This is a genomic window from Pseudomonas sp. Van50, assembly GCF_055390755.1.
In genome coordinates this window covers 1421722-1433960 of sequence record NZ_AP024343.1, presented here as the reverse complement: position 1 = coordinate 1433960, position 12239 = coordinate 1421722, and the positions used below count along the sequence as shown (strand labels likewise).

The following is a 12239-nucleotide window of genomic DNA, read 5'->3' as shown; positions in this document are numbered from 1 at the left end:
AAGGGGCCCAATCGCGCTTATCGAGTGATGAGCATGTCGATGCTGGTCGCGTCGCAGGAGTTGTTGGCCTTCCGGTCGATGACCAGATAAAGCGAAGACGTCGGCGTAACCGCTACGCTACTCAACATAAACGTAGTGCTGCCGCCGTTTGCCAGGCTTCCGGACTGGAGCACGGTGTCGCCCAGGTTGAGCGACCAGCCAATCCCATCCCCGCAGGCGTTATGCAGGTCGTTGACCCGCCCCAGTACGTTGATGTTGCCGGTGACAGGACTGGCCCAGCGGAAGATGCTCTGGCTGTTGGTGCCGGGATGTGTGGCTACATCGCCCTGCTTGAATACGAAACTGGTGCCTGAACCCGTGAAGGTGAAATTTGCGTTGGGAATGGAAATCCAGGCTCCCGTAGCATCGTCCCGCCAGCAGGTGGTTGGCTGGCCATTGCATGTCCCCGCCTTGAACGTAGGAAAGAGCGTGTAGTTAGCCGAGACATTCACCCCCGATTTGTTTTGCATGAGTGACCATGGCGAACCGGCCGGTGCGGCTTCGATCATCAGGTACATGTCCCGGGCCAAGTTCCACGACATGGCCGTATCAGCCCAAGTGTTCAGGGATACGAAGGACGACAGAAACGCAGTCGCCAGTAGGATTCTTTTGAGTAATTTAATTTTTCTTACCTCGATGGATGTCATTGAGTACGGAGTGCAGGGTCTATTCCGCACGCTGTTCGCTCGCCGGCGTTCACTCGAGGCTCAACGGCCTTCACATGATTCAACGTCCCACACCGGGAACATTTGATCTGGAGTTCGGTGTTCTCGCCCACGCGGGCCAGAAGTCGTTTGCAGTGACCGCATCTGAAATCCTTCAGCATTGAAAGCCCTCCATTGGCGGTGGTGATGTGTTTGAACGCACCTCACGATGCAGGCATTCCAAAAAGCCCGGTTGCCCAGGCTTTTCAGTAATGCGCTTGATCTTTCGGCGCGACTGGCGCGGTACGGATCCATTCAAATTGTTCCTCCGGCCGCGGTCCCTGCCCGCCGGATAACTGCTTCTGGTGCTTTACGCTGCACACCCGGGTCAGTTGCCAACCCTCTGAACCGTTAAGGCCGGTTCATCGCTGCCTGTTGGTGGAACTAAAGAGCTTCGTTGCCAGCCACTTTGTCGAGCGGCTTGGACACAGAATATGCATGGATGCATATACAGTCAATGCGTTAATGCATTTATTTATGCATTAAGAGTGCATAAACGCATGGAACCCTTGCAAATACGGGGTTGAAGGTTTTCGGGAGACGAAAAAAAACCCGCACGGCGGCGGGTTTTATCTGACAGCGGAGGGGTTAACGGGCGTACATGCCCCACCAGAAGACGTGACCGAGGATGACGATTTGCTCGTCCTGCATTTCCTGGAACGTGTAGTCCTCATCCGGATGTTCGTCGCGATTGAAGCTGCGCAGGCGGATGCCGGTGGGCAGGCGATAAAGCTGCTTCACCCGCAGTTGGCCGTTGTGATTGATGGCGTAGAGGTCACCGTCGACGATGTCGCCGATCCCGCATTTGCCTGCGTTCACCCCGACCGTGGCACCGTCGCGCAGCACCGGCAACATGCTGTTGCCGCGCACCGTCACGCACTTGGCCTGGTCGAACTGCACGCCGTTATGGCGCAGGCTGCGCTTGCCGAAGCGCAGGCTTGAGCGCTCGCTTTCCTCGATGACGAATCTTCCTGATCCAGCAGCCAATTCAACCTCGCGCAGAAAAGGGACCGACACTTCGTCTTCTTCGACGGGTGTTTCGTCGTCCCACAGGCTTATGTCCTTGAGTTCGGAATGCGGCTCATCGCGGCGAGCATTGCCGGCGGGCACAACGTCTGCGCGCCCGCGCAACTGGTCGGTGCTCACGGCAAAATATTCGGCGATCTTCGAGATGTGTTTATCCGAAGGATCGACGATCTTGCCGCTGAGGATCCGCGAGAGGGTGGACTGAGGCACGCCGGTACGCCGGTGAAGCTCCGTGGGGGAGATCCCGTGCTGATCGAGCAATGCTCTTAATACGGTAGAAACGTTGCGTTTTTGCATAACGCGCATAGTGCTTGTTCTTTTCGCAGAAGACAAATGCTGTTTTGCATAAATAGGCAATGCAGGCCTTTTGAATTCATTGTGGCGAGGGAGCTTGCTCCCGCTTGGGTGCGAAGCGCCCACAAAAAGGGTCTGCTGCGCAGCCCAGCGGGAGCAAGCTCCCTCGCCACGGAATCGCCCTACACTCCCTTAGGAAAAGGCTCCGCCCCCGTCCTTCAAATGTGCGACACCAGGCTACATCGCCTTGCGCCTCTGCCTACAACTGCGCCAGAATCCGCCGGCTTGTCCACCTTGGATCCCATCGGTACTTTGGTCTCGTCACTGCCCATCAGTGATCGGGTTTAGTCGCTCGGTATTCCAAGGTGCTCATTGCTCCATTCAGTCAGGTACTTCTATTCCTGCACTTGATGGTAGCTGTGCGCAGGGCGCCTTCGGGCGCGCCGGTTTCTTGGATCCCCGGTCGACTAACCTGCGTACAGCTGCCGCCCCTCGTTTAGTCGCGAGTGAGTGGTGGCTCAACTTCAAGGATCCATAGAATGCCGAAGAACACTCCAAATCCCCCAGACGATCACGTCTCCCGCAACACCAAGAAACTCGATGACGCGGCCACCCGCGCCCTGGACTATTACCTCAAGCCGAAAGCCGACAAAGAAACCTGCGACACACCCGATACCCTTTTCATCATCGCCCCCGACATCGACGCCGAATGCCTGCTCGCCAACCTCAGCGAAACCCTGGCCTCGGCCAATGCGATGGTCAGTGATCTGGCGTTCGACCTGGAGGGCTCACGACGACATATCGCGTTGGGGGTCCAGCAGATGATTGAGCTGGGCCAATTGCTGGCGAATCGGGCGTTGGATGTGGTTGAAGTGAGGTAGGCCTTTTAAGAGAAACCCGAGTAATCACTGTGGGAGCGAGCTTGCTCGCGATAGCGGTAGTCCAGTTACCACCCAGTTGTATTGGCAGCCTTCATCGCGAGCAAGCTCGCTCCCACAGTTGGATCGGGGTACGGTCGGCTGTCAGGCTGCCTTCGCGAGCAAGCCCGCTCCCACAGGGGAAACGCGGTCCCGCCAAGAATCAGGTCGGCTATCAGGCCGCCTCGCGGTGGACGTTGATCTCGGCGCCCCATTAACCACGCTGGCTGAACGAAGGTATTGCGCAGTGGGCAACCCGGCATGGATGCCGGGTTAGCCGCGCTGGGCCATGGATGGCCCTTCGCGGCGGCCCACGGAGCAATGCCTTCGTTCAGGCATGCCGAGCCTAGGCGAGGCACCGAGTGGTGGGGCATGAGCGTTTTGCTTACTTTTGCGCTTCTCAAAAGTGAGCCGCTGTAAGAGCGGAACCGTCAGCAGCCATTACCGCAGCAACGGATATTCACCCAATCCTAAAAACCACTCACGCCTGGGTCCCCCCCGACCACCCATGTTAACCTTGCGCCCATCGCGGAAAAGCCGGGCCAATGCCCCTCCTTTTGCCCCACACCTTTCAACGAGCTTCCCTGACACCCATGAATACAGCCGTGAACGACCTGTCCTCCCACACGCCCATGATGCAGCAATACTGGCGCCTGAAGAACCAGCACCCCGACCAGTTGATGTTCTACCGCATGGGCGACTTCTACGAGATCTTCTACGAGGACGCGAAGAAGGCCGCCAAACTGTTGGACATCACCCTGACGGCGCGTGGGCAATCGGCTGGCATGGCGATTCCGATGTGTGGGATTCCTTACCACGCGGCGGAAGGTTACCTGGCGAAGCTGGTCAAGCTCGGCGAATCCGTGGTGATTTGCGAGCAAGTCGGCGACCCGGCCACCAGCAAGGGCCCCGTGGAACGCCAAGTCGTGCGGATCATCACCCCGGGTACAGTCAGTGACGAGGCCTTGCTGGATGAACGCCGGGACAACCTGATCGCCGCGGTGCTGGGGGATGAACGCCTGTTCGGCCTGGCGGTGCTGGACATCACCAGCGGCAATTTCTCGGTGCTGGAAATCAAGGGCTGGGAAAACCTGCTGGCGGAGCTGGAACGGGTCAATCCGGTAGAACTGTTGATCCCGGACGACTGGCCCAAAGACCTGCCGGCAGAAAAACGCCGTGGCGTGCGTCGTCGGGCACCGTGGGATTTCGAGCGCGACTCGGCGCTGAAAAGTCTCTGCCAGCAGTTTTCCACCCAGGACCTCAAGGGCTTCGGCTGCGAAAACCTGACCCTGGCCATTGGCGCGGCCGGTTGCCTGCTGGCCTACGCCAAGGAAACCCAGCGCACCGCCCTGCCCCACTTGCGCAGCCTGCGTCACGAACGCCTGGATGACACCGTGGTGCTGGACGGTGCGAGCCGCCGCAACCTGGAACTGGACACCAATCTGGCCGGCGGGCGCGACAACACGTTGCAATCGGTGGTCGATCGCTGCCAGACCGCCATGGGCAGCCGCCTGCTGACCCGCTGGTTGAATCGGCCGCTGCGGGACCTGACTGTGCTGCTGGCGCGTCAATCCTCCATTACCTGCCTGCTGGATCGTTATCGCTTCGAGCAGTTGCAACCGCAGCTCAAGGAAATCGGTGACATCGAGCGAATCCTCGCCCGTATCGGCCTGCGCAACGCTCGTCCCCGTGACCTGGCGCGCCTGCGCGATGCCCTCGGCGCCTTGCCCGAACTGCAAGTGGCGATGACCGACCTCGAAGCGCCGCACCTGCAACAACTGGCGCGCACCACCAGCACCTACCCGGAACTGGCCGCGCTGCTGGAAAAGGCCATTATCGATAACCCGCCGGCGGTGATCCGCGACGGTGGCGTGCTGAAAACCGGCTACGACGCCGAACTCGACGAGTTGCAGTCACTGAGCGAAAACGCCGGCCAGTTCCTGATCGACCTCGAAGCCCGGGAAAAAGCCCGCACCGGCCTGGCCAACCTCAAGGTCGGCTACAACCGCATCCACGGCTACTTCATCGAGCTGCCGAGCAAGCAGGCCGAGCAAGCCCCCGCCGATTATGTTCGCCGCCAGACCCTCAAGGGCGCCGAGCGTTTCATCACCCCGGAACTCAAGGCGTTCGAAGACAAGGCGCTGTCCGCCAAGAGCCGCGCCCTGGCCCGGGAAAAGATGCTCTACGAAGCATTGCTCGAGGACCTGATCAGCCAATTGCCCCCCTTGCAGGACACCGCCGGCGCCTTGGCGGAACTGGACGTGCTGAGCAACCTGGCCGAACGTGCGCTGAACCTGGACCTGAATTGCCCGCGCTTCGTCAGCGAGCCGTGCATGCGCATCAGCCAGGGTCGTCACCCGGTGGTCGAGCAGGTCCTGACCACGCCGTTCGTGGCCAACGACCTGAGCCTGGACGACAACACCCGCATGCTGGTGATCACCGGTCCGAACATGGGCGGTAAATCGACCTACATGCGCCAGACCGCGTTGATCGTGCTGCTGGCCCACATCGGCAGTTTCGTCCCGGCGGCCAGTTGCGAATTGTCCCTGGTGGACCGGATTTTCACCCGGATCGGTTCCAGCGACGACCTGGCCGGTGGGCGTTCGACCTTCATGGTAGAGATGAGCGAAACCGCGAATATCCTGCACAACGCCACCGAACGCAGCCTGGTGCTGATGGACGAAGTCGGACGAGGCACCAGCACCTTCGACGGCTTGTCCCTGGCCTGGGCAGCAGCCGAACGCCTCGCGCACCTGCGGGCCTACACGTTGTTCGCCACTCACTACTTCGAACTCACCGTATTGCCGGAAAGCCAGCCGCTGGTGGCCAACGTGCACCTCAACGCCACCGAGCACAACGAGCGTATCGTGTTCCTGCACCATGTGCTGCCCGGCCCGGCCAGCCAGAGCTACGGCCTGGCAGTGGCGCAATTGGCCGGCGTGCCGAGCGAAGTGATCAGCCGTGCCCGTGAGCACCTGAGCCGCCTGGAAACCACCAGCCTGCCCCACGAAGCGCCACGCCCGACCAAGGGCAAACCGGCCGCACCGCAGCAAAGCGATCTGTTCGCCAGCCTGCCACATCCGGTGCTCGACGAGCTGGCCAAACTCGATCTGGACGACCTGACCCCACGCCGGGCGCTCGATTTACTCTATACATTGAAGACACGGATCTAACGCACAGGCTTTCAAGCTGTTAGAATCTCGCGCGGTTTGGGATGCTGCGGGCTTTTAGCCTGGTTCGCAGACTATCGCTCCCAAACCTTGCGAGCCCACCGTGAAGGGTCTTCGCTGCCGCCGCCTGAGGAGAGAATTAGAAATGACCTTCGTCGTCACCGACAACTGCATCAAGTGCAAGTACACCGATTGTGTAGAAGTCTGTCCGGTGGACTGCTTCTACGAAGGCCCGAACTTCCTGGTCATTCACCCGGACGAGTGCATCGACTGCGCCCTGTGTGAACCGGAATGCCCGGCGAACGCCATCTTTTCGGAAGACGAAGTGCCGGCCGGCATGGAGAACTTCATCGAGCTGAACGCCGAACTGGCGGACATCTGGCCGAACATCACCGAGAAGAAAGACGCTCTGCCCGACGCCGAAGAGTGGGATGGCAAGACTGGCAAGATCGCAGACCTGGAACGCTGATTACCCATCGTTCGCTGAAAAGGCCCCTTGCGGGCCTTTTTGCTTTTCCGGATTCAAGAAATCGCAGGCAAAAAAAAGGGGCGGTTTGACCCGCCCACATTTTTTCCCTAATCCCTTTAATCCTATTCATCGTCCTGATGAATCGCGTCCTGCGATGTCCTTCCTTCCCATCATCCTTGACGGGTGTGTCTGTCCGTCGACACAGGACTGATATTAGTATTTTCCCAGGCGAGTGCAACGCGGCTGATACAGGTGGCTTGTTCTGTCACGCCACATTCACAAAATAAAAGTCCTTATAAATCATATAAGTACAGAAAAATCACGACACTTATAGCTGTCTGTCCCGCCAATGAGAAACCGATCGCTTACGCAACACTAGGCAAAGGCTTACAAGTCGAACCTACAAATAGAGCGGCCCTGGAAAAACATCCCTTCGGAAACGGAAAAGCCCCGAACCAGTCGGGGCTTTTCTTGCTGCGCTGCACTCGGGTTATTGAAACAGCGACTCACTCGACAGGCCATTCTTCTCCAGGATCTCCCGGAGACGCTTGAGGCCTTCCACCTGGATCTGCCTGACCCGTTCACGGGTCAAACCAATCTCCAGGCCTACATCTTCAAGGGTGCTGCTTTCATGCCCCCGCAAGCCGAAGCGGCGGATCACCACTTCCCGTTGCTTGTCGGTCAGCTCCGAAAGCCACTGGTCGATGCTCTGGGACAGGTCATCGTCCTGCAACAGCTCGCATGGATCGGTAGGTCGATCATCGGTGAGGGTGTCCAGCAAGGTTTTATCCGAGTCCGGCCCCAGGGAAACGTCCACCGAGGAGACCCGCTCGTTGAGCCCAAGCATGCGCTTGACCTCACCCACCGGTTTTTCCAGCAGGTTGGCGATTTCCTCGGGTGACGGTTCATGGTCGAGTTTCTGGGTCAACTCGCGGGCGGCCCGCAGGTAGACGTTCAGTTCCTTGACCACATGAATCGGCAACCGGATCGTCCGGGTCTGATTCATGATCGCCCGTTCGATGGTCTGGCGGATCCACCAGGTCGCGTAGGTCGAGAAGCGGAAGCCGCGCTCGGGGTCGAATTTCTCGACGGCGCGAATCAGGCCCAGGTTGCCCTCTTCGATCAGGTCCAGCAGCGAAAGCCCACGATTGACGTAGCGTCGGGCGATTTTCACCACCAGGCGCAAGTTGCTTTCAATCATGCGTTTTCGACCGGCCGGGTCGCCACTTTGCGACAGCCGCGCAAAATGAACTTCTTCCTCGGGGGAGAGCAGTGGCGAGAAACCGATTTCATTGAGGTACAACTGGGTAGCGTCGAGCGCCCGCGTGTAATCGATGTACTTATGTTGTTTAAGTGAAGCGGAGTGTCTGGATTTGGCACGAACGGAAGGTGGAGTCGCCCCTTCATCATTCGACATCGAATCCATAGCGATGCCGGTCTCCATAAGGAGAACCTCATCGTCGATGTCAAACTCCGGCACTTCTTTACTGAGAGCCATTGTTATAGTCCTTTGGTGAGTTCGACCTCAAGCTCAAGCGACGCCTTTATCCTTGGCAACGCTGGAGCCTGTTCCCTCTACGTGACGGAACAGGCTGACAATCAAATCAACGACGTGGCAGGAATTGCAGCGGATCGACTGGTTTACCTTGTCGGCGAATCTCAAAGTGCAGTTTCACCCGGTCCGTTCCCGTTGATCCCATTTCGGCAATTGTCTGTCCGACCTTGACCTGCTGCCCCTCCCGAACCAACAGCCTGCGGTTGTGACCGTAGGCACTGACGTAGGTATCGCTGTGTTTGATGATCACGAGTTCGCCGTAGCCCCTCAAACCACTCCCGGCGTACACAACCGTGCCATCAGACGCGGCTAAAACAGGCTGTCCCAAATCCCCGGCGATATCAATTCCTTTATTCAAACTACCGTTTGAAGAGAATTTTCCAATGAGAACGCCATTAGAAGGCCATCCCCAGCCAGTCGGGGCGGGACCCGCAGGAGGCATCGGAGCAGGGGCTGGTTTGCTCGCGACGGACGGTATTACCGCTGTCCCAGACCCCGCCGGCCGGCGAATGACCGTGGTTTTGCTCGACGACGAAGCCGTCGAACCGGACTGTGTCACCACTGCGGTAGGCGTTGAACCGCTACGGCCATCGAAGCGAATCGTCTGACCGGGGTGAATCGTATAAGGCGCAGGAATGTTGTTGCGTGCCGCGAGGGCCTTGTAGTCCCAGCCGTAGCGAAAAGCGATGGAAAACAGCGTATCGCCGCGACGGACTACATATTGGCCGGTCGTTACCGTAGGACGTTGAGGTGTTGCGCTGTTGCGATCGACAACCCGGACATTGCTCGACGGCGTACTGGAACAACCGACCAGCAAAGTGCTCAAGACAAGGCCAGTCACCAGGCGCTGAAAGCTCGTGATACCCATACGCTGCGCAATGACTGTGAGACTCACCCGCCGCTCCCTTTGTGGTGGCTGAAAAATTGGAGGCTGCCTGTCCAGGCAGCGTTCATACAAATATAGCTGGCAACCACTGCGCCTCTATTAATGAAGCGCAACGCGCCGCCGCACACGTTTGCTCGACGCCATTGGGCTCTGTTCAGCGAATCGGTGCCGCTGTAAGACACAGGCGTGGCCACGGAATTCAGCGCCTGTTTATAAATGCTCAGGCCAACGGTCCATTGAGCAACGGCACGAACCGCACCGCTCCCAGGACGTGTCGCGAAAAACCGTGTTCTTCGCGCACGATCAGCATCAGTTGCTGGACTTCACCGGCGCCCACGGGAATGACCAGCCGTCCACCAGGGGCGAGCTGGTCCAGCAGGGCCTGGGGCACGTCGGTGGCCACCGCGGTCACGATGATGCCGTTGTAGGGCGCCAAGGCCGGCCACCCTTCCCAGCCATCGCCCCAACGAAACACCACGTTGCGCAGGTTCAGCTCCACCAGGCGTTCCTTGGCACGATCCTGCAGCACCTTGATCCGCTCGACGGAAAACACCCGCTCGACCAGCTGCGACAACACCGCCGTCTGGTAACCCGAACCGGTACCGATCTCCAGCACCTTGTCCAGCGGCCCGGCCTCCAGCAGCAACTCGCTCATGCGGGCCACCATGTACGGCTGGGAAATGGTCTGGTTGTGGCCGATGGGCAACGCCGTGTCTTCGTAGGCGCGATGGGCCAGGGCTTCATCGACGAACAGATGGCGCGGTGTGCGGCGAATCACCTCCAACACCTGGGCGTTGGACAGGCCTTCTTCGTAGAGACGCTGGATCAGTCGTTCACGGGTGCGTTGGGAGGTCATGCCAATCCCGCGGCGCATCATATCGTCTTGCTCACGAGCCATCAGCGCAGCCCCTCCAGCCAGCCATCGAGACTTCGAAAGGCGTCATTGAAGGTGCGGTCCAACTGCAACGGCGTGATCGAGACATAACCTTGCATCACTGCATGGAAATCGGTGCCCGGCCCGCCGTCCTCGGCATCCCCGGCGGCGGCGATCCAGTAGCCGGCCTTGCCGCGTGGGTCGACCACGTGCGTGGGCCTGGCAGCGCGGGCGCGGTGGCCCAGGCGCGTGAGCTGGATGCCACGGATATGATCGAGCGGCAGATTCGGGATATTCACGTTCAACACCGTACGTGGCGGCAGGTCCAGCGCACCATGGGCTTCGACCAATTTACGGGCGAAGTAGGCGGCGGTCGGCAAGTTGTCGACCTGGCGTGAAACAAAGGAAAAGGCGAACGACGTGTTTCCCAGGAAGCGACCTTCCAGGGCAGCGGCGACTGTCCCGGAATAAAGCACGTCATCCCCCAGGTTGGCGCCCAGGTTGATGCCCGACACCACCATGTCCGGTGCTCGTTCCAGCAACCCGTTGATACCCAGGTGCACGCAATCGGTCGGGGTGCCGTTGAGGCTGATGAAACCGTTATCCAGATAGCAGGGGTGCAACGGACGGTCGAGCGTCAGCGAGCTGCTGGCGCCGCTTTTGTCCTGGTCCGGAGCGATGACCACGCACTCGGCAAAATCCGCCAGCGCAGCATAAAGCGCGGCAAGACCGGGTGCTGTCACCCCGTCGTCGTTAGAAATCAGAATACGCATGGGCTGTCCGTCTGCCCCACCGGCACCAGATCGACGAGTTCGCGCACCAAGACAGTGGCGAAACATCCGGCCGGCAGGACGAATTCCAATTGCAGAATGTCAGGCTGGGGATAATGCCACGACAGCCCGCCAATGGGCAGTCGCAGGATGCGACGTTCGTGACTCATTCCCGCGTTTATCAACCAGTCCCGCAGATCGGCCTCGCCCTCGGCGATGGCCTGCTCCAACTCAAAGGTCGCGCCGGCGGCAGGCGATGATCCCTCGCCCCACTGCGGCCCAGTCGGATGCAGATCGAGGATCGCCAGGCGTGGATCGCTGCATTCAGCCTCACCGGCCGGGAAAAAACTGCGGCTGTCAGTGAAGGCCAGCAAGTCGCCGACCTGCGCTTGTTGCCAGGTGCCATCGGCGACCCGCGCCGCCAGCACCCGGTTGAACAGGAAACTGCGGGCGGTGGACAACAGTCGCGAGCGCACATTGCGCTGTTCCGGCAAGGCCTTGCGCGCCGCCCAGGCACGGGCGTCGGCGACATTACCGCCGTCATGGCCGAAGCGCTGGGCGCCGAAATAATTGGGGATACCCTGGCGCATGATCTGTTGCAGCCGCGCCTCGATGGCGGCCACGTCCCCCTTGAACTGGGTCAGGCGCAGGGTGAAGCCATTGGCCGAGTGCGCGCCGCGTTGCAGCTTGCGTCGATGCCGGCCGGTCTTGAGGATCTTCAGCGTGTCGTTCTGTGCCGCCGACAGATCCGGATCGGCCTTGCCCGGCAGTTGGACGCTGAACCACTGGCGGGTCAGGGCCTGGCGATCCTTGAGCCCGGCGTAGCTGACGGTGCGCAACGGCACGCCGGCGGCCTTGGCGATGCGCCGGGCGGCCTCTTCAGTGTTCAGGCCGCGCTTTTCCACCCAGATCCACAAATGCTCGCCATCGCCCGTCAACGGGATATCGAGCACTTCGTCGACCTGGAAATCTTCAGCGGTGGCCTTGAGGACCGCGCTGCCCAGCGATGGGCCATAGGCACGCGGCCCCAACAGTTCCAGTTCGGTCATGGGCGCAGCAACAAGGCAACGGAATGGACGGCAATGCCTTCTTCGCGCCCGACGAAACCAAGCTTCTCGGTGGTGGTGGCTTTCACGTTCACTTGGTCCAACTCAACTTGAAGATCCTCGGCGATCAACTGGCGCATCGCTTCGATGTGCGGAGCCATTTTGGGGGCCTGGGCAACGATGGTGTTATCGACATTGCCGACTTTCCAGCCCTTGGCATGGATCAGCGCGACCACATGGCGCAGCAGCACGCGGCTGTCGGCGCCTTTGAATTGCGGGTCGGTGTCGGGGAAGTGCTTGCCGATGTCACCCAGCGCCGCGGCGCCGAGCAAGGCATCGCTCAAGGCATGCAGCAGGACATCACCGTCAGAATGCGCGAGCAGCCCGAAGCCGTGTGCGATCCGCACGCCGCCCAGAGTAATGAAGTCGCCTTCAGCGAAACGGTGAACATCGTAGCCGTGGCCAATACGCATAAAAAAACGCCCCGAT

At 59.9% G+C, this 12239-nt stretch carries 12 protein-coding genes; 3 read left to right on the top strand and 9 right to left on the bottom strand.

The window, feature by feature from the left end; genetic code table 11:
• Positions 1-17: 17 nt before the first annotated feature.
• The 3 genes from ACZ5M5_RS06195 to ACZ5M5_RS06185 form a co-directional block, all read right to left on the bottom strand.
• Entirely contained in the window at positions 18-581 is a 564-nt protein-coding gene (locus tag ACZ5M5_RS06195) for a hypothetical protein (protein ID WP_256587171.1), read from the bottom strand.
• Positions 582-682: 101 nt separating this feature from the next.
• On the bottom strand, positions 683-865 hold the full coding sequence (locus ACZ5M5_RS06190; protein ID WP_081015322.1) for a Com family DNA-binding transcriptional regulator: 183 nt from the start codon (positions 863-865) through the stop codon (positions 683-685).
• Between the two features lie 466 nt (positions 866-1331).
• Positions 1332-2066, bottom strand: a complete 735-nt coding sequence (locus tag ACZ5M5_RS06185; RefSeq protein ID WP_003198297.1) for a LexA family transcriptional regulator — start codon at positions 2064-2066, stop codon at positions 1332-1334.
• Between the two features lie 536 nt (positions 2067-2602).
• Between ACZ5M5_RS06185 and ACZ5M5_RS06180 the strand changes: the two genes are divergently transcribed.
• The 3 genes from ACZ5M5_RS06180 (at position 2603) to fdxA (ending at position 6619) form a co-directional block, all read left to right on the top strand.
• On the top strand, positions 2603-2944 hold the full coding sequence (locus ACZ5M5_RS06180) for a DUF6124 family protein (protein ID WP_060738978.1): 342 nt from the start codon (positions 2603-2605) through the stop codon (positions 2942-2944).
• A 641-nt stretch (positions 2945-3585) separates the two neighbouring features.
• On the top strand, positions 3586-6153 hold the full coding sequence (gene mutS, locus ACZ5M5_RS06175; protein ID WP_185045849.1) for a DNA mismatch repair protein MutS: 2568 nt from the start codon (positions 3586-3588) through the stop codon (positions 6151-6153).
• A 142-nt stretch (positions 6154-6295) separates the two neighbouring features.
• Positions 6296-6619, top strand: a complete 324-nt coding sequence (gene fdxA, locus ACZ5M5_RS06170; RefSeq protein WP_030139464.1) for a ferredoxin FdxA — start codon at positions 6296-6298, stop codon at positions 6617-6619.
• A gap of 490 nt (positions 6620-7109) precedes the next feature.
• Here the strand turns inward: fdxA and rpoS are convergent, their stop codons facing one another.
• From rpoS to ispF, 6 genes are all read right to left on the bottom strand, one after another.
• The gene (gene rpoS / locus ACZ5M5_RS06165) at positions 7110-8117 is read right to left on the bottom strand and encodes an RNA polymerase sigma factor RpoS (RefSeq protein ID WP_047227588.1); all 1008 of its coding nucleotides are present in this window, start codon (positions 8115-8117) and stop codon (positions 7110-7112) included.
• 106 nt (positions 8118-8223) lie between these two features.
• The gene (locus tag ACZ5M5_RS06160; RefSeq protein WP_060738980.1) at positions 8224-9069 is read right to left on the bottom strand and encodes a peptidoglycan DD-metalloendopeptidase family protein; all 846 of its coding nucleotides are present in this window, start codon (positions 9067-9069) and stop codon (positions 8224-8226) included.
• Positions 9070-9280: 211 nt separating this feature from the next.
• A complete protein-coding gene (locus tag ACZ5M5_RS06155) occupies positions 9281-9916 on the bottom strand; it encodes a protein-L-isoaspartate(D-aspartate) O-methyltransferase (RefSeq protein ID WP_161796107.1) in 636 nt (211 codons plus the stop codon).
• Positions 9917-9957: 41 nt separating this feature from the next.
• Positions 9958-10707 carry a 5'/3'-nucleotidase SurE gene (gene surE, locus ACZ5M5_RS06150; RefSeq protein ID WP_103308749.1) on the bottom strand — a complete coding sequence of 250 codons (750 nt, stop codon included), beginning with the start codon at positions 10705-10707 and terminating at the stop codon, positions 9958-9960.
• On the bottom strand, positions 10695-11753 hold the full coding sequence (truD, locus tag ACZ5M5_RS06145; RefSeq protein ID WP_464738772.1) for a tRNA pseudouridine(13) synthase TruD: 1059 nt from the start codon (positions 11751-11753) through the stop codon (positions 10695-10697). The genes surE and truD overlap by 13 nt, the downstream gene beginning before the upstream one ends.
• A complete protein-coding gene (gene ispF, locus ACZ5M5_RS06140) occupies positions 11750-12223 on the bottom strand; it encodes a 2-C-methyl-D-erythritol 2,4-cyclodiphosphate synthase (RefSeq protein WP_057451684.1) in 474 nt (157 codons plus the stop codon). Before ispF ends, truD begins: the two co-directional genes overlap by 4 nt.
• Between the last annotated feature and the right edge of the window lie 16 nt (positions 12224-12239).

Bases quoted from the DNA above. Each gene is read 5' to 3' on its own strand.
- truD (WP_464738772.1), bottom strand. From the start codon at position 11,753: ATGACCGAACTGGAACTGTTGGGGCCGCGTGCCTATGGCCCATCGCTG.
- ispF (WP_057451684.1), bottom strand. From the start codon at position 12,223: ATGCGTATTGGCCACGGCTACGATGTTCACCGTTTCGCTGAAGGCGAC.
- ACZ5M5_RS06180 (WP_060738978.1), top strand. From the start codon at position 2,603: ATGCCGAAGAACACTCCAAATCCCCCAGACGATCACGTCTCCCGCAAC.
- ACZ5M5_RS06155 (WP_161796107.1), bottom strand. From the start codon at position 9,916: ATGACCTCCCAACGCACCCGTGAACGACTGATCCAGCGTCTCTACGAA.
- ACZ5M5_RS06190 (WP_081015322.1), bottom strand. From the start codon at position 865: ATGCTGAAGGATTTCAGATGCGGTCACTGCAAACGACTTCTGGCCCGC.
- rpoS (WP_047227588.1), bottom strand. From the start codon at position 8,117: ATGGCTCTCAGTAAAGAAGTGCCGGAGTTTGACATCGACGATGAGGTT.
- fdxA (WP_030139464.1), top strand. From the start codon at position 6,296: ATGACCTTCGTCGTCACCGACAACTGCATCAAGTGCAAGTACACCGAT.
- ACZ5M5_RS06185 (WP_003198297.1), bottom strand. From the start codon at position 2,066: ATGCAAAAACGCAACGTTTCTACCGTATTAAGAGCATTGCTCGATCAG.
- ACZ5M5_RS06195 (WP_256587171.1), bottom strand. From the start codon at position 581: ATGTCGTGGAACTTGGCCCGGGACATGTACCTGATGATCGAAGCCGCA.
- surE (WP_103308749.1), bottom strand. From the start codon at position 10,707: ATGCGTATTCTGATTTCTAACGACGACGGGGTGACAGCACCCGGTCTT.